Annotated in this window: 9 protein-coding genes; 6 read left to right on the top strand and 3 right to left on the bottom strand. The window is 71.7% G+C overall.

Annotated features, from left to right (window positions below):
• Nucleotides 1-213: 213 nt before the first annotated feature.
• From BMY61_RS03135 to aroA, 5 genes are all read left to right on the top strand, one after another.
• Entirely contained in the window at nucleotides 214-2,181 is a 1,968-nt protein-coding gene (locus BMY61_RS03135; protein WP_042460030.1) for an alpha-1,4-glucan--maltose-1-phosphate maltosyltransferase, read from the top strand.
• Nucleotides 2,178-3,905, top strand: coding sequence for a maltose alpha-D-glucosyltransferase (treS, locus tag BMY61_RS03130; protein ID WP_042460034.1), 1,728 nt, complete (start codon nucleotides 2,178-2,180; stop codon nucleotides 3,903-3,905). The genes BMY61_RS03135 and treS overlap by 4 nt, the downstream gene beginning before the upstream one ends.
• A 148-nt stretch (nucleotides 3,906-4,053) precedes the next feature.
• The gene (locus tag BMY61_RS48280; RefSeq protein WP_063773407.1) at nucleotides 4,054-5,628 is read left to right on the top strand and encodes a maltokinase N-terminal cap-like domain-containing protein; all 1,575 of its coding nucleotides are present in this window, start codon (nucleotides 4,054-4,056) and stop codon (nucleotides 5,626-5,628) included.
• Nucleotides 5,629-5,631: 3 nt separating this feature from the next.
• Nucleotides 5,632-8,460: a 1,4-alpha-glucan branching protein GlgB gene (gene glgB / locus BMY61_RS03120; protein ID WP_244904192.1), complete on the top strand. Its 2,829-nt coding sequence runs from the start codon at nucleotides 5,632-5,634 to the stop codon at nucleotides 8,458-8,460.
• 29 nt (nucleotides 8,461-8,489) lie between these two features.
• Nucleotides 8,490-9,728: a 3-phosphoshikimate 1-carboxyvinyltransferase gene (aroA, locus tag BMY61_RS03115; protein WP_042456930.1), complete on the top strand. Its 1,239-nt coding sequence runs from the start codon at nucleotides 8,490-8,492 to the stop codon at nucleotides 9,726-9,728.
• 1 nt (nucleotide 9,729) lies between these two features.
• Here the strand turns inward: aroA and BMY61_RS03110 are convergent, their stop codons facing one another.
• From BMY61_RS03110 to BMY61_RS03100, 3 genes are read right to left on the bottom strand one after another with little or no spacing between them, the layout of a single operon-like run.
• The gene (locus BMY61_RS03110; protein WP_042456926.1) at nucleotides 9,730-10,362 is read right to left on the bottom strand and encodes a hypothetical protein; all 633 of its coding nucleotides are present in this window, start codon (nucleotides 10,360-10,362) and stop codon (nucleotides 9,730-9,732) included.
• A complete protein-coding gene (locus BMY61_RS03105; RefSeq protein ID WP_052439306.1) occupies nucleotides 10,359-10,700 on the bottom strand; it encodes a hypothetical protein in 342 nt (113 codons plus the stop codon). Before BMY61_RS03105 ends, BMY61_RS03110 begins: the two co-directional genes overlap by 4 nt.
• Entirely contained in the window at nucleotides 10,693-15,900 is a 5,208-nt protein-coding gene (locus tag BMY61_RS03100) for an HD domain-containing protein (protein WP_042456924.1), read from the bottom strand. The genes BMY61_RS03105 and BMY61_RS03100 overlap by 8 nt, the downstream gene beginning before the upstream one ends.
• Nucleotides 15,901-16,500: 600 nt before the next feature.
• On the opposite strand from BMY61_RS03100, the gene BMY61_RS03095 reads away from it, so the two are divergent.
• Nucleotides 16,501-17,919: an APC family permease gene (locus tag BMY61_RS03095; RefSeq protein ID WP_052439308.1), complete on the top strand. Its 1,419-nt coding sequence runs from the start codon at nucleotides 16,501-16,503 to the stop codon at nucleotides 17,917-17,919.
• Nucleotides 17,920-18,012: the final 93 nt, after the last annotated feature.

The raw sequence follows: 18,012 nt of genomic DNA, 5'->3' as shown, positions 1-18,012 counted from the left end.
CTCCTCCGGCACCACCCTCACTCAGCGTCACCCTCACTGCGCGTCACCATCATTCGGCTCCACTCGCTCTGGTTCTCCGTCCGGCACCCCGGACGCCCGTCGGCACCCCTTTTGTCCCGAGTTCTGCACCACTCTCGCCCGGCTTTCGCTTTACCTTGGCTTTACCATCCCCCGCCCTGCGTGATGCCCGCACGAAAGGACGACCAGCCCCAAATGATCGGCCGTATTCCCGTACTGGATGTCAGCCCCTCGGTGGACTGCGGACGGCGCCCGGCCAAGTCCGTGGTCGGTGAGGTCTTCGAGGTCAGCGCGACGCTCTTCCGCGAGGGCCACGACCTGATCGGGGCCAACGTGGTGCTGCGCGATCCGCGCGGCCGCAGCGGCCCGTGGACGCCGATGCGCGAGCTCGCGCCCGGCACCGACCGGTGGGGCGCGGAGATCACCGCGTCCACCCCCGGCCGGTGGACCTATGCCGTGGAGGCCTGGGCCGACCCGGTCGCCACCTGGGAGCACGCCGCCCGGATCAAGATCGAGGCCGGGATCGAGGCCGGCCTGATGCTGGAGGAGGGCGCGCTGCTGCTGGACCGCGCCGCCCGCGGCGTCCCCAAGAAGGACGGCCGCGCCCACGTTCAGGCCGCCGCCGAGCTGCTGCGCGAGTCCGAGCTGCCCCCGATGGAGCGTCTGCAGGCCGCGCTCACCCCCGAACTGCGCACGGCCCTCGCCCGCCACCCGCTGCGCGAGCTGGTCTCCGCCTCCCGCCCGCTGCCGCTGCAGGTCGACCGGCCGCGCGCCCTGTACGGCTCGTGGTACGAGTTCTTCCCCCGTTCGGAGGGCGCCAAGGTCGACCCGACGGGCCGTCACGCCCCCGTCACCGGCACCCTTCGCACCGCCGCCGAACGGCTGCCCGCCGTCGCCGCCATGGGCTTCGACGTGGTCTACCTGCCGCCGGTTCACCCGATCGGCCGGGCCTTCCGCAAGGGTCCGAACAACACCCTGGAGGCGGGCCCGTCCGACGTCGGCTCGCCGTGGGCGATCGGCTCCCCCGAGGGCGGGCACGAGGCGATCCACCCCGACCTTGGCACCATGGACGACTTCGACGCGTTCACCGCCCGCGCCGCCGAACTGGGGCTGGAGATCGCGCTCGACTTCGCACTGCAGTGCTCCCCCGACCACCCCTGGGTCGAGAAGCACCCGGAGTGGTTCACCGAGCGCGCCGACGGCACCATCGCCTACGCCGAGAACCCGCCGAAGAAGTACCAGGACATCTACCCGATCAACTTCGACCGGGACTTCGACGGCCTGGTCGCCGAGACGGTCTCGCTGCTGCGCCACTGGATGTCCCACGGCGTGCGGATCTTCCGCGTCGACAACCCGCACACCAAGCCGGTCGTCTTCTGGGAGAAGGTGCTGGGCGAGATCGCGAAGAGCGATCCGGACGTGCTCTTCCTGGCCGAGGCGTTCACCCGACCGGCGATGATGCACGCCCTGGCCAAGGTCGGCTTCCACCAGTCGTACACCTACTTCACCTGGCGCAACACCAAGCAGGAGCTGACCGAGTACCTGACCGAGCTCTCCGGGGACGCGGCCGCCTACATGCGGCCCAACCTGTTCACCAACACCCCGGACATCCTGCACGCCTACCTACAGCAGGGCGGGAGGGCCGCATTCGCGATCCGCTCGGTCCTGGCCGCCACCCTCGCCCCGAGCTGGGGCGTCTACGCCGGCTTCGAGCTCTACGAGGGCGCCCCCGCGAAGTCCGGTTCCGAGGAGTACCTCGACTCGGAGAAGTACCAGCTCCGTCCGCGCGACTGGTCGCGCACGGACACGCTCGCGCCGCTGCTGACCACCCTCAACCGGCTCCGGCGCGCGCACCCCTCACTGCAGGAGCTCCGCAACCTGCGGTTCCACCCCACCGACAACGACCAGCTCCTGGCCTACAGCAAGAGCCGCGGCGAGGACACCGTGCTCACCGTCGTCACCCTCGACCCGCACCATCCGCAGGCGGGCACCCTCACCCTCGACCCGGAGGCCTTCCCCGACGAGGGGCTCCGCGAGGGTGAGTGGGAGGTCCACGACGAGCTGACCGGTGCCGTCTGGCGGTGGGGACGCCACAACTACGTCCGGCTGGACCCCCACACCATGCCGGCACACATCCTCACGGTCCGGAGGGCCGCTCAGTGATCGTCAACGAACCCGTCCCCGACACCTTCGCCGACACCCCGCAACGCGACCGCGACCCGGAGTGGTTCAAGCGAGCCGTCTTCTACGAGGTCCTGGTCCGGTCCTTCCAGGACAGCAACGGCGACGGCATCGGGGACCTGAAGGGTCTGACCTCCAAGCTCGACTACCTCCAGTGGCTCGGCGTGGACTGCCTCTGGCTGCCCCCGTTCTTCGCCTCGCCGCTGCGCGACGGCGGCTACGACGTGGCCGACTACACCGCGGTGCTGCCCGAGTTCGGCGACCTGGCCGACTTCGTCGAGTTCGTGGACGCCGCCCACCAGCGCGGCATGCGCATCATCATCGACGTCGTCATGAACCACACCAGCGACCAGCACCCGTGGTTCCAGGCCTCCCGCACCGACCCGGACGGGCCCTACGGCGACTACTACATGTGGGCGGACAACGACAAGCTCTACCAGGACGCCCGCATCATCTTCGTCGACACCGAGACCTCCAACTGGACCTTCGACCCCGTCCGCAAGCAGTACTTCTGGCACCGCTTCTTCTCCCACCAGCCCGACCTGAACTACGAGAACCCACAGGTCCAGGAGGAGATGCTGGCGGCGCTGCGGTTCTGGCTGGACCTCGGCATCGACGGCTTCCGCCTCGACGCGGTGCCCTACCTCTACGCCGAGGACGGCACCAACTGCGAGAACCTCCCCGCCACCCACGAGTTCCTCAAGCGGGTGCGCGCCGAGATCGACGCCGAGTACCCGGACACCGTGCTGCTGGCCGAGGCCAACCAGTGGCCCGAGGACGTCGTCGACTACTTCGGCGACTTCTCCCGCGGCGGCGACGAGTGCCACATGGCCTTTCACTTCCCGGTGATGCCGCGCATCTTCATGTCGGTGCGGCGCGAGAGCCGCTACCCGGTCTCGGAGATCCTCGCCAAGACGCCGGCCATCCCCTCCGGCTGCCAGTGGGGCATCTTCCTGCGCAACCACGACGAGCTGACCCTGGAGATGGTCACCGACGAGGAGCGCGACTACATGTACGCGGAGTACGCCAAGGAGCCGCGGATGCGCGCCAACGTCGGCATCCGCCGGCGGCTCGCCCCGCTCCTGGACAACGACCGCAACCAGATCGAGCTGTTCACCGCGCTGCTGCTCTCCCTGCCCGGCTCCCCCGTCCTGTACTACGGGGACGAGATCGGCATGGGTGACAACATCTGGCTCGGCGACCGCGACGGCGTCCGCACGCCGATGCAGTGGACGCCGGACCGCAACGCGGGCTACTCCGCGGCCGACCCGGGCCGGCTCTCGCTGCCGACCATCATGGACCCGGTCTACGGCTACCAGGTGACCAACGTCGAGGCGCAGATGGCGAACCCCAGTTCGCTGCTGCACTGGACCCGCCGGATGATCGAGCTCCGCAAGCTCAACCCGGCCTTCGGGCTGGGCTCCTACGCGGAGCTGCCCTCCTCCAACCCGGCCGTCCTCGCCTACCTGCGCTCCTACGGCGACGACCTGGTCATGTGCGTCAACAACTTCTCGCGGTTCGCCCAGCCGACCGAGCTGGACCTGCGCGAGTTCGAGGGCATGCACCCGGTCGAGCTGATCGGCGGGGTCCGCTTCCCCGCGATCGGCCAACTGCCGTACCTGCTCACCCTTGCGGGGCACGGCTTCTACTGGTTCCGGCTGCGCCCGGGCGACGGGCCCACACCCCGGCTCCAGGCCATGCCCTGACCCGACAGCGCGTCCCCCGTCCTGCGCAACGCCGTCCTCCGCCGGGCGTGCCGACGATGCCACGTCCGTCCGTTCCGGGAAAAATGGTTCAACCGGTGATGACCGCCCTCATCACCGGTTGAACCGGTCTTTCCGGGGAAAGGGAGACATGTCCGACACCTCCCGCCCGCGTGCCGTGACCACGCCGGTCCCGCCCACTCCCGCGGCCGGCTATCGACCCCTCGTCGAGGCCGCCCTGCCGCTGCTGCGCGACTGGCTGCCGCGTCAGCGCTGGTTCGCCGGCAAGGGCCACCCGATCACCACCATTACCCCGCTGGCCATCACCCTGCTGCCCGGCCCGACCGGCCTGGCCCGGGCCACGGGCACGCTGCTGCACCTGCTGCTGCGCGTGGAACAGCGCCACTCCGGCGGCGGCGCGCCCGTCGTCGACGTCTACCAGCTGCTGCTCGGCGCCCACCCCGACGGGCTGCCCGGCCTGCACGGCGCGGCCGTACCGAAGGACGCCGTAATCGGCCGGATCACCAGCGGCCCACACGACGGGCTGGTCACCTACGACGCAGCCTACGACCCGGCACTGACACGTCGGCTGCTCGCGCTGCTGACGGCGCCGCAGCGACTCGGCCCGCTGCGCTTCCTCACGCTCGGCGCGCGTCTCCCGGCCGCCGCTCCCGGCCGGGTCAGCACGGCCGAGCAGTCCAACACCTCGATCATCTACGACGGCGGCAGCGCCGCCGAGGCCGCGATCCTCAAGCTGTTCCGGCGGGTCTCCCCCGGCCTCAACCCCGATCTGGAGCTCTCGCTCGCCCTCGGCCGCGCCGGCAGCAGCCGGATCCCCGCCCCACTGGCCTGGTTCGAGTCGGAGCTGCCCGACGCCGCCGACGAGGCGCCCGCGACGCTGGGCGTGCTCACCCACTTCCTGCGCGACGCCGAGGACGGCTGGGAGCTGGCGCTGCGCCAGATCCACCTGTTGGACGCCGATCCGGCCCGGGTGGGCAACTTCGCGGCAGAGTCGTTTCTCCTCGGCCGGGCCACCGCTGACGTGCACCTCGCGCTCGCCCGCAGCCTGCCGGTGACGGTGCTGCGCCGGGCGGAGGTGGAGTCGATGGCCGAGACCATGGCGCTGCGCCTGGACGCGGCGTGCCTGGCCGTCCCGGCGCTGGGCAAGCACCGGGAGGCACTGCGGCAGATCTTCCGCGACCTCGCCGCCGCGGCCCGCGACGGCCTGCGGCTGCGCGCCCAGCGCGTCCACGGCGACCTGCACCTGGGCCAGGTGCTGCGGTCCCCCCGTGGCTGGGTGCTGCTGGACTTCGAGGGCGAGCCGGCCAAGTCGCTGGAGGAGCGGCGGCAGCCACAGCCCGCCGTGCGGGACGTCGCCGGGATACTGCGCTCCTTCGACTACGCCGCCGCGCACGCCCGGCTCGCCGACCCGGCCGCCGCTGCGGCCTGGTCGGCCCGCAACCGCGAGGCCTTCTGCGCGGGCTACGCCGCGACCGGCGCCGAGGATCCCACCCTCGACCCGGTCCTGCTGCGCGCCTTCGAGACGGACAAGGCGGTCTACGAGGTCGTCTACGAGGCCCGCCACCGCCCGGACTGGGTCGTCATCCCGCTCGCGGCCTGCGCCCGCCTGGCCACGACCCCGCTCACCCCGACGGCGCACAGCACTTGGGCCGCCCCCGGCTCGACACCCCCGACCTCGACACGCCACACCTCGACGGAGGCATAGCTCGTGACCCGGTTCGACGTACCAGCCACCTTCCTGGGCACGACCCCACCGACCGGCGGCAGCGCCGGCCCAGCGGCCGCCCCGGCGTCCGCGCCCGCGGCGAGCCGCCGGACGGCTCCGACGGACACCGGGCCGACCACGAACGCACCGGCCGCGAGGCCGGCGGCGCTTGCGCCTACGGCCGTCACGCCCGCCCCCACCGAGGCGGGCGGGACGGCCGCCGGCCGGGCTGCGGCGCCACGTACCCCGGTCGCGGCCCCGACGCCCACAGGCCCGGCGACGCCTGCGCCGAGCGCCCCCGCCTCGAGCCTCCGGCTCGAGGGCGGCGCGGGAGCCTCCCCCCCGGAGGCGGGTGGGACGGCCGCCGCCGACTCGGCCCCGCTGGAAAGCGCCGCCGCGACCGCGCAGGCCGCAGCCACGCGTGCCGCGGCGGCCGTCCCACCCGCCTCCGACAGGGCCCCGCGGGCGGGCGCGGCGGCGAATCCGCGCGTCGGCACCAAGCGTGCGGCGACGGCCGGCACCGGCCGGGGCCGGGCTGCGGCGCCCCGCGGCTCGGCCGGACCTGCCGCGGGTGCCGTCGGTGCCGCGACTGCCGCGTCCGCGCCGGAGGCGGTCCTCGCCTCCGGGGCGGGCGAGCGGGCGGTGCCCGAGGCTCCCCTCGCCCCCGGCGAGGTGGAGCGGCTGGTGGGCGGCTGGCACCACGATCCGCACGGGCTGCTGGGCGCGCACGACACGGTGTACGGCACGGCCGTGCGCGTCCTGCGGCCCCTCGCCGAGCGCGTCGTGGTCGACACCAGCACCGCCCGCTTCGAGCTGACCCACCAGCAGGACGGGCTCTTCACCGGCCTGCTCCCCAAGGGTTCGGTCACCGAGGGCTACCTCCTCCAGGTCACCTACGAGGGCACCGACCACGAGCAGGAGGACGGCTACCGCTTCCTGCCCACCCTCTCCGAGACCGACCTGCACCTGATCGCCGAGGGGCGGCACGAGCAGCTGTGGAAGGCGCTGGGCGCGCACCCCCGACTGGTCGACGGCGTGGCCGGGACCGCTTTCGCCGTCTGGGCGCCGAACGCCTCGGGCGTGCGGCTGATCGGGGACTTCAACGGCTGGAACGGCGCCGCGTACCCGATGCGGTCGCTCGGTGCCAGCGGCGTGTGGGAGCTGTTCGCCCCGGGGATCGGCGACGGCGCGCGGTACAAGTTCGAGATCGCCACCCAGGACGGCCGGATGCTGCAGAAGGCCGACCCGCTCGCCCGGCGCGCCGAGTGCCCGCCCGCGACCGCCTCCGTCGTCACCTCCTCGCACTACGACTGGCACGACGCGGAGTGGATGGCGACGCGCGGCAGGCTGCCGCACCACCAGGCGCCGATGAGCGTCTACGAGCTCCACCCGGGTTCCTGGCGGCCCGGCGCGACGTACCGGCAGCTCGCCGAGGAGCTGCCCGGCTACGTGCGTGATCTCGGCTTCACCCACGTCGAGTTCATGCCGGTGATGCAGCACCCGTTCGACGGCTCCTGGGGCTACCAGGTCACCGGTTACTTCGCGCCGGCCTCGCGCCTGGGCACCCCGGACGACTTCCGCTTCCTGGTGGACGAGCTGCACCGGGCCGGGATCGGCGTGATCGTGGACTGGGTCCCCGCGCACTTCCCCAAGGACGGGTTCGCCCTCGCACAGTTCGACGGCGAGCCGCTGTACGAGCCCGCCGACCCGCGCCGGGCCGAGCACCCCGACTGGGGCACTCTGGAGTTCGACTACGGTCGCGCCGAGGTGCGCAACTTCCTGGTCGCGAACGCCGTCCACTGGGGCGAGGAGTTCCACGTCGACGGCCTGCGGGTGGACGCGGTCGCCTCCATGCTGTACCTGGACTACTCCCGCGAGCACGGCGAGTGGGCGCCCAACGAGCACGGTGGCCGCGAGAACTGGGATGCCGTCAGGTTCCTGCAGGAGATGAACGCGACGGTCTACCGCCGCTGCCCGGGCATCGTCACCATCGCGGAGGAGTCGACGGCCTGGCCGGGCGTGACGGCGCCGACCGAGCACGGCGGTCTCGGCTTCGGCCTGAAGTGGAACATGGGCTGGATGCACGACTCGCTCGTCTACATGGGCCACGAGCCGGTGCACCGCAAGTACCACCACAACGAGATGACCTTCTCGATGGTCTACGCGTACAGCGAGAACTACGTCCTGCCCATCTCGCACGACGAGGTGGTGCACGGCAAGCGCGCGCTGGTCAGCAAGATGCCCGGCGACTGGTGGCAGCAGCGCGCCAACCACCGCGCCTACCTGGGCTTCATGTGGGCCCACCCGGGCAAGCAACTGCTCTTCATGGGCAGCGAGTTCGCCCAGGGTGCGGAGTGGGACCACAAGGAGGGCCCGCAGTGGTGGGTGCTCGACCCCGCCTGGCCCGCGCACGCCGAGCACGAGGGCGTCCGCGACCTGGTCCGGGACCTGAACCGGCTCTACCTGGACACCCCGGCGCTGTGGCAGCTGGACGCCGACCCGGCCGGTTTCGCCTGGCTGGACGGCGGGGCGGCGGAGGACAACGTCTTCTCCTTCGTCCGCCACGACGCCCAGGGCCGGCCGCTGGTCTGCGTCAGCAACATGTCCCCGGTGGTCCGCCACGGCTACCGGGTCGGCCTGCCGACGGTGCGGGCGGACGTGCGGAACGCCCGCTGGCTGGAGATCCTCAACACCGACACCGCGGTGTACGGCGGCAGCGGTGTCGGCAACCCCGATCCGGTCAAGGCCGAGCAGATCGAGTGGAACGGCCGCGACACCAGCGCGGAGCTGACCCTTCCGCCCCTTTCCACTATCTGGTTGAGCCCCGCGTAAGGCGTGCGTGCGGCCGTATCCTCGGCCGCATGACCGTCGTCCAGATCCCCGGCTCCAAGTCCGTCACCGCGCGCGCCCTGTACCTGGCCGCCGCGGCGCAGGGCACCACCACGCTGCGGCAGCCGCTGCTCTCCGACGACTCGGAGGGCTTCGCGGAGGGCCTGATCTCCCTCGGCTACGCGGTGGACCGCCGGCCGGGGGTCTGGACGATCGACGGCCGCCCGCAGGGTCCGGCGGTGGCCGAGGCGGACGTCTTCTGCCGTGACGGTGCGACGACGGCCCGGTTCCTGCCGGCGCTGGCCGCCGCCGGGCACGGCTCGTTCCGCTTCGACGCGTCCGCGCAGATGCGGCGCCGTCCGCTCGGCCCGCTGACGCAGGCGCTGCGCGAGCTCGGCGTCGACCTCGTGCACGAGGAGGCCGAGGGCCACCACCCGCTGCGGATCGAGGCGTCGGGCATCAAGGGCGGCGCGCTGACCCTGGACGCGGGGCTGTCCTCGCAGTTCCTCACCGCGCTGCTGCTGACCGGTCCGCTGACCGAGCAGGGCCTGGAGATCACCGTCAGCGACCTGGTCTCCGTGCCCTACGTGGAGATCACCCTCGCGATGATGAACCGCTTCGGCAACCCGGCCCACCGGGTCGGGGACACCTTCGTCGTGCCGCCGGTCCCGTACACGGCGACGGACTACCTGATCGAGCCCGACGCCTCCACCGCGAGCTACGTCTTCGCGGCCGCCGCACTGACGGGCAACACCGTCACCGTCCCGGGCCTGGGCACCGACTCGCTCCAGGGCGACCTGCGCTTCGCCGAGGTGCTGCGGCAGATGGGCGCCGAGGTCGAGATCACCCCCGAGGGCACCACGGTCACCGGCACGGGCCGCCTGCGCGGCGTCACCGTCAACATGCGCGACATCTCCGACACCGTCCCCACGCTCGCCGCGATCGCCCCCTTCGCGGACGGGCCGGTCCGGATCGAGGACGTCTACAACACCAGGATCAAGGAGTGCGACCGCCTCGCGGCCTGCGAGCAGAACCTCGCCGCGCTCGGCGTGCCGGTGACGACGGGCCGCGACTGGATCGAGATCCAGCCCGCGCAGCCCGCCGGCCCGGTGGAGATCGCCTGCCACGGGGACCACCGGATCGCGATGTCCTTCTCGGTCACCGGCCTGCGCACCCCCGGCATCACCCTGGACGACCCGGGCTGTGTCCGGAAGACCTTCCCCGGCTTCCACCAGGCCCTCGCCGCACTGCGCGCGGAGTGGGGGGTCTGATTCAGCAGGAGGCCACGGGTACCACTTCCCGTACGGACCCCGCCGGGACGGTCACCTCCGTCGCGGCGGGCCGACCCTTCCCCGCGGGCTCCCTCACCACGACTCCGTGCGCATCGGCCAGCACCAGCTGACCGCAGACCGTTCCACCCGCGGAGGTCACCAGCACGCTGGGGGCCCCGGCAGTACCGGTGCCGGCGGCACTCGTGTCCGGGACGACCCAACCGAGGAACACTCCCGCGACGATCAGGCAAAGGCCCGCGGCGGTGCAGCGACGCGCGGTCGCGAGCGCCCGCTGAGTCCGCTCCACCTCGTCGAGAACCGCGCCGAACAGCTGCTCGGCGTTGAGCCAGGTCCCCGCGCCGATCTCGCCGTTCGCCGCCTGGACGGACCGCAGGGCGCCGAACAGGAGCAGACCGAAGGCGATCGCGAGGAGCGCCGCACACACCCAACGCCAAGCCTCGGGCATACCGGTGACGGAGTCCTTGCCCTTCAGCACCAGCACGACGCTGACCAGGCCGGTCAGACCGGCCAGCCCGTTGCGCCACCCCTCCGCCTGGCGGCGGACCACGGCGAGCTGGTCCTGCTGGAGTTGCTGCCCGAGCTGCGCGAGCCGCTTCTTCTGCAGGTCGCTCACGGCTGCGCACCACCCGGATCCGGCACCGGAACGTCCCAGAAGGCTCCGCAACCGGTGTCGGGCGAACTGTCCGGCCGTGCGGGGTGCGGGAACCCGCACATGCAGTACACCGTGAGCACGCCGGTCAGCGGTGGCGGACTCGGCCGCGCACCCCACAGCCCCTTGCCCGGTCCCAGCACGCCGTGGGCGACCCGGGACACGGTCCGCCCGTGACAGGTCGGGCACGCCCCGCTGACGGTGTACCAGCGCCCGTCGGGGGACCGCTCCACGGTGGCCGCCGGGTTGGTCGCCGGGTCCGTCTGCACCTCCCGGAAGTGGGTGAGTCTGTGCTCAGCCATGGGCGTCGCCTCCGGGGGCGGCATCAGGACGGAACGGGACCGCCTCGGGCATGGGCAGCGGCTCGTCCGGGCACGAGTCGGGCAGCGTGAGACCGAAGAGGTCCGCGTAGAGGGCGTACCGGTCCCTCACCCAACACGTGGGCCGCTCCACCTCGCGGGCGAGCAGCGCGACCCGCTCCGGCGTGATCCCGCCGGTGACGACCGGCGCTCGCCCGCTGAGGCGCTCGCTCAGCAGGATCAGGTCCTCCCAGCCGGGCACGACGTCGAGCTCCGGCTCCGGTACCGCGAGTTCGACCCCGAGAGGCCGGTACATCGTGATCCGACGCCACGCCCGGTCCAACGACCACCCGAATCGCGCCGCCACGCGGAGCAGGTCGAGCGGGGTCACCGGGCCGCCGCCGATCAGGTCTGGCCCGAAGAGCGCCACGTCGTGCGGGGTGGGACGGTGCGCCTCCCACTCCTCGCCGGAGAGCTCACCCCACCGGAGCGATCCCAAGGGGGCGTAGCGGTTCAGGGCCGTGACGCTGTCGCCGAGGGTCCACCCCGAGTCCAGGGCGTGCCGGGTCAGGACGGCTGCCCCGAGCAACGTCTGCGGGTAGGCGTCGGCGCTGCGTTCCGCCAAGGCCATGAGCTCGGCGACACGAATGCAGGCCTCCGCGTCGGCACGGGTGGGCCGCACTCCGGTCAGAGTGTGGATTCCTTCGGGCACGGGTGGCACGTCGACGCCCACAGTCGGGCCGATCCGGCGCAGGGCCGCATAGACGTCGGCGGCGTCCCGGCCCGTCTTGAAGGCAGCGGTGACCGCGTAGGGCGCAGTGAACATCTGCTTGACATTCGGAAGCTCGACCACGTCACTGACCAGGCGTATCACCCGCGGCAGGTCCACGTCGGACGAGGCTCCGTCGGGGAGGAGGTCCCATTCCCCCTCCCGCCAGTCGAGCCAGGCGTCCAGGCTGTCGTTCACACGACCGTCCAGGAGCCCGAGCTCGACCAGCCCGCGCGCGGCCTCCCTGATCAGCACCGGATCGGTTCCGATCGACCGCACAGCGTGAGCCGTGTCGACGAGTGACATGGGGACCGCGTCGAGGTCGACCTCCCGCGGCTTCTGGCCGCCGAGCAGAGCCAACTCCTGGCCGCTGAAGACCCGGTCGGCAAACAGGTCGGGCTCCGGGATCGTCACGCCGAGCTCTGCCAACAGCTTCGCGTGCCGAGCCAGAACCTCGTCGCACGACAAGGCCAGCTTTGCCGACGCCCGGGCGAGGCGCGTCGGCGTCAGGCGACTCACCTCGTCCCAGCGGTCGAGGTCGAAGGCCCTCAGGTCCGCTTCTGCGACGTCGTCAAGAGAGACGCTGCGCGTTTCACCACCGACCGGAGCCTCGTGCCGCAGGCCCAGCCATGCGTAGTCGCGCACGACCCGGTCGTACGTGGAGCCGTCGAACTCCACGGAGGCCCGCATCGGATCGCCCGGAGCCCAGAGGTCCGGGTGCCTGCGCAGGCACCGTAGTTCCTCCCTGGTGACCGGGCGATCAGGAGGAGGCGCGGGCAGGAACGCAGGAACCTCCAGGGGGATTCCCAGCTCCCGGAACCTTCGTGCCCGTTCCAGTGCCTCGGGGATCGGCAGCCCCCTATCGACAGAGAAGATCCCGAGGACCCGCAACACACCCACGGCCTCGGGCATGCCATCGGCGGAGGCCACCCGCAAGAGCGCGCGCAGGATCTCGCGGTCGCTCTCGTCCAGCAGGGTGGCGTGCGCCCGCTCGCGGTCGATGCCGTCCGGCACCCGAAGGCCCACGATCGACCAGCGGGCCAGGCGTTGAAGCCACTGCCCCAAGGTGCTCGGCTCATTCGGCCCGGGAACGGCTGCCTTGAACACCCAGGACAGACCGCTCGTGCTCTGGGGGATCCGCCCTTCCCACCCACCCGGTTCCGGATAGCCGCCCAACGTCTCCGGCATCGGCCAGCTGGCCGTGGGCAGGCCCTTCAGTCCGATGTTGCACCCCCGCAGCACCGCCGTCCGCCAGCCGATCACAGCCCTTGTGAACCACCGGGAGTCTCGCTCCTCCATGTGCTCCCAGATGCGCACCTTGCCATCGGCGACGTACGAGTCGAGGCAGAACAGACCGACCTGCCGCATCGGCACGTCCGACCAGGCAATCCAGTGCGGCCCGGTGCGCACCGTCTCGTCCCGTGCCAACAGCTGTCGGGCGATCAGCGTCGCTGCCGGCTCCTCCGACTCGACGAGCCTCCACAGCCACTGCAGGTTGAACCACGGGGGCTTGACGAAGTCCGCCGACGCCGACCTGATCAGTGCGGCCACGTGCTCCTTGGGCCAGGTGAGGAACTCGGTCCGGCTGGCGCTCAACTCCGGGGCATGACGGCCGTGCAGGTTGACCACACAGCCGTGGGGAACGGGTGGGCCGGGGCGGCGGACGTCCAGCGCCGGCCCCTGCGACGTCGAGCGCTTGATCCGGCCCACCACCAGTCCGTCGGCCAGCAGTTGGCCCTCGTCGGGAACCCACCACAGGTCCTCCGCCGCCGCGACGGCCTGGTTCCCCTCGCCGTTGTAGTACAGGCGCCCCGGCTCCCAGCGCCGAACGACGACTCCGTCGCGCTCCACGCGCAGGGCGAACTCGGAACGCCAGACCAACGCCGCCAGCACCTCCGCGACGTCGACGGATCCGTCCTGGACGTACAGGCGGACCCGGGTCCCGCCGGCCGGGACGGAGCGGTCGCCCTCCTTGATCCGGAAGAGGCTTCCCGTGGACGCGATGTCGACCCGGAGGCCTCGCGGCGCCCCCGAAGCCGCCTGCCCGTACTCGTCGGTGGCGCGGGTGAAGATGCTGATCTCGTCGGCCATCATGAAGTAGCTGAAGACCCCGATGCCGAACCGGCTGTTCGGGTAGAGCCGGAGCTCGGCGTCGGCCCGGCGCCAGCGTGCCTGTTCCTGCCGGAACTCCCGGGACTGTTCGAAGCGGCGGCCGGCCCTGGCGAAGGTGCCGTGCAGGGTGCGACGGCTCATGCCGACGCCGTTGTCCTCGCACTCGACGTAGCTGCGACCGGCGGCGTCGGTGCCCTGCCGGAAGACGATCTCCCCTTCCCACCCGATGGAGGCCCCCTGCGCCTTGGCGGCGTACCGCGCGCGAGCCAGGCGGTAGCGGCAGGCGTCCAGCGCGTTCTGGTACAGCTCCCGCAGTGCCAGGTCGCGGTCACCGTAGAGGCGTGGCCCCATGAGGAGTTCGCGCATCTCGTCCTCGGCCAGGCTGAACCGCATCAGCGGCAGCGCGTAGGCGTCGGACTTGCTGTCGGGGTCGTAGCCCGGTCGCAGGCCGGTGTCGGTGACGCGGCTGGGCACGAACCGGAACACGTCGTCGTGGTCCGGCCGACGGTTCCGGCGGACGAGTTGCACCGCGTCGTCGGACCAGGTCGTCAGGGTGGTGAGGGCGGCGTGGACCGCCGGATGCGGGCAGGCCAGCTGCAGGTCGAAGGTGTTCGTGTGCTCGTCGCGCGTCCAGCGCAGTTCTCGCGCGGCGGCCACGGCCTGGGCGGGCGTGAGGCCGTCCGCCACGCCGATGTTGTCGACGAGAACCCCCGGCAGCTCGCACAGGTCTCCCGCCAGCAGCCCGGCCAGGCCGAGCAGCCGGGACAGCTGTTCGGGACGCCAGCGCTCGCTCACCTCGTCGGTCCGGTCCGCGCACACCGTGCGCAGCTCCTTCAGACGCCACCGCTCTCCCGCCGAGGCCTCCTCGTCCTCGTACGGCTGACTCGGCATCAGTCCGACGCTGCGGGTGATCCGGATCAGTTCGTCGACCAGCTCGGGGGCGGCCGACCGGCTCGCGGGCTGGTCACCGGCGGGATCGCCGAGCAACGTGAGGGACAACTGCTTGAGCAGGACCGGCGCGTAGGTCTCCCAGAGGCTCTCCTGGCCGCGGAGGTGCCGGTGCAGCAGCCAGGAGGCGACCGCCCGGGCCTCCTCGACGCGGCCTCGCTCCGCGAGTTCCCGGCCCTTGCGCCAGACCATGGGGTGCGCGGCCCAGGTCTGCTCCAGATCCGCGCGCCGCTGCTCCAGCGCGATCGGGCCGACGGCCGGCTCCAGCGACAGCGGCTCCACGTCCTGGAGCGCCTTGAGGCCGTACGCGTACACCGCCTCCCGTACGAAGGGCGCGGCTGCCAGGACCGCGAACTCGCCGGGGTCGAGGAGCGGACCCCCCTTCGTCTCGGAGGGGGCGACCAGCAGCCGCAGGCCGCGCGTGAGAACTCGGACCGGGTAGTCGGGATCGGCCCAGGGATCCGTGCGCCCCGCGGACGCCCGCGTGCATCCCTCCGCGCACCGGCTCACCAGGGCGTCGAGAGCGGCCTGCAACTCCCGCCGCCGAGCGTCCCCGCACTCGACCGCCGCCCAGAGCTGCGCGTCGCGCACGGCCGTGGCCCAGTCCTCGTGCAGCGTGCGGCCGCTGCACAGCTCCACGGCTCCGATGTCGTCCGCGTGGGCGGAGGGGTGGTACTGCTCGACCGGCTGCTGCCGGCCCTGCCCGGCCGCCCTCGCCAGCTCGACGGTGCGGCGCTTGGTGCTGTCGAGGACCTCCGCGAGGGTCCGGGGCGGGCTGTCGGCCTGGAGGGCCTCCGCCAGGGCCCGCGAGAAGTGGCTGCCCTGCTCCTCGTCCGAGCCGCACTCCTCATCCGGCCCGCAGCCGAAGAGCACCGCGACACGCGTCGGGTACGCCGGGAAGACGGGCGCGCGCCCCCAGCCCGGCTGCCCGCCGTCCGCCGCGTCGACCCGGCAGGCGTCGACGGTGAACAGGACCGTCTCCGCCCGGCATCCCGCGAGGAGGGAGTCCAGGTCGAGACCGAGCAGCGAGTCGGGGTCGATCCGTGGCGGCGAGGTGTCCCACTTCAACTGCGCGTCGGCGGGCACCAGGTAGTCGGTGCCCTCGAGGTCGGCCAGCCCGTGCCCGGTGAAGTGGACGAGGAGGGTGGCTCCCTCGGGGGCGGTGCAGGCGGTACGGCTGATGGCGCTGCGGATGGCCGACTTGTTGGCGGCCTTGTCCCGGTCGAGCCCGAGCACCTCGACGTTGTAGTGGGAGGAGGTGAGCGCCGCCTGCAGGTGCTCCACGTCCTGGTGGACGATCGTCGACAGGTCGGCGAACTTCTCGTTCAGCTCGTAACGGGGCACGGCGACGACCAGTGCCCGGCGCTCCCCCATGCGACCACCCTCCCGCACACCGATCACAGCTGTCCGCCCCGACCCGACCACTGCCCGATCCCGGAATCGTAGAGCAGGACCGGGCTTTGACCTGGGCGAACCAGGAATCCGGCGCCGCCGACCAGGGGGACCCCGTCCGGTTCCGCTTTGCATTCGGGGCAGTGGCGAGTCCGTGGGTTACCCGCTGGTTCACTTGCCAGTCGTCGCGTTGACCAACGGATTCCGGTCAGGAATCTCGGAACGGCGACTGATTCCGTATTTCAGGAAGCCTGGTAAACGAATTCCGCCAAACCATTGCCAGTCGCGCTTCCGGGGCGGCACCATGTGGCACGCGCTGGCCACAGAGGTGACCGAGCGGCGACCCCGCCTCCGGAAACACAAGCGACACAAGGCTGTTGCCCAGCTCGCGATCACACCTGCTTGAGTGCGGTGCGGCAGTCCCCCATGCCCCCGTGCTTCCCGTCCCACCAGGCGACCGCCGAGGTCCCCTTCCCCACACCCTCGGCCGTCGCAGGAGAGGTTCCGTTGAGCGAGTACACCCCGACCGAGGGCAGAGGCGGCCTGCGGGCCAACGTCCTCGGTTCATTCGACACCGTCGTCATGGCCATCGCCGGCAGCGCCCCCGCGTACTCGCTGGCCGCCAGTTCCGCCGCGCTCATCGGAGCCGCGGGCCTGTTCAGCCCCGCCGCCCTGCTCTGGTGTGCGATACCCATGCTGGGCATCGCCTGGGCCTTCAACTACCTGGGCCGACTGGACGTCAACGCCGGTGCCAGCTACTCCTGGGTGGGCCGCGCGCTGCACCCGTCGCTGGGCTTCGCGGCCGGCTGGTCGCTGGTGGTCTCCGCGCTGATCTTCATGGTGGCGGGCTCACTGCCGGCCGGTCAGTACACCCTCTCGCTCTTCTCCGCGAGCCTCTCCCAGAACACCTGGGCGGCCGTGGGCGTCGGTGCCTTCGTCTTCCTGGTGATGGCGCTGCTGGTGCTGCTGGGCGCGCGGATCACGGCCCACGCGCAGTGGATCATGACGGGCATCGAGATCGCGATCCTCGCGGTCTTCGGCATCCTGGCACTGTTCCACCACCGCCCCGGCGCCTCCTTCCACCTCTCCTACCTGTGGGGCTTCGGCCACTTCGGCGGGGTCTCCGGGTTCGCCACCGCCGCGCTGGTGGCCGGATTCTACTTCTGGGGCTGGGACGTCACCGCGAACCTGAGCGAGGAGACCACCGACTCCAAGAAGAACTCCGGCCTCGGCGGCCTGCTCGGTGTGGCCGCGGTCTTCGCGGTCTTCGAGATCTTCACGATCGCGCTCAACATGAACGTGACGGACAAGCAGATCAGCGGCGGCACCTTCCTCAGCGACCTCGGCGAGGTCGTCATGCCGGGCGCCGGCGGCAAGATCATGGTGCTGGCCGTGGTGCTCTCCACCATCGCCACCCTGGAGACGACGCTGATCCAGATCAGCCGCTCGCTCTTCGCCATGGGCCGCGACAAGACCCTGCCCTCCGTCTTCGGCAAGACCCACTCCCGTTGGCAGACGCCGTACGTGGCGATCGCCGTCATCGTGGTCATCTCCCTCGGCCTCTTCGTGGCCTCCAGCCAGATCGGATCGGTCAACACGATCCTGCAGGACGCCGTCCTCGCGATCGGCCTGCAGATCTGCGTCTACTACGCGCTGGCCGGCATCGCGGTCGTGGTGGCCTACCGCAAGGTCGTCTTCAAGTCCGCCTCGAACGCGCTCTTCGTCGGCATCTGGCCCGGCGCCGGTGCCATCTTCATGGGCTTCCTCTTCGTCGAGAACTGCATGAGCCTCAGTGGCGAGGTGATCGCGATCGGACTCGGCGCCCTGGCGCTGGGGATCGTCCCGCTGGCCTTCTACTGGATCAAGGGCAGCGAGTTCTACAGCAACCCGGGCTCCCGTCTGGACGCCGCGACGGCCGACGCGGTCGACGCCGAGTTCGGCAGCTCGACCCTGAGCGTCGGCGCCTCGAACAACTCCGGCTCCGTCGCGACCGACCTGTAAGAACGTCACCTGCACGAACGGCACCACAAGGCACCAAAGGCACCAACCGCACCTCCGTCCACAGCACGGCAACCGGCAGTCACCCGACTGCCG

Source organism: Streptacidiphilus jiangxiensis, from assembly GCF_900109465.1.
Classification (GTDB): Bacteria; Actinomycetota; Actinomycetes; order Streptomycetales; family Streptomycetaceae; genus Streptacidiphilus; species Streptacidiphilus jiangxiensis.
The sequence above is the reverse complement of the archived record's forward strand: the minus strand, read 5'-3'. Positions and strand labels throughout refer to the sequence as shown.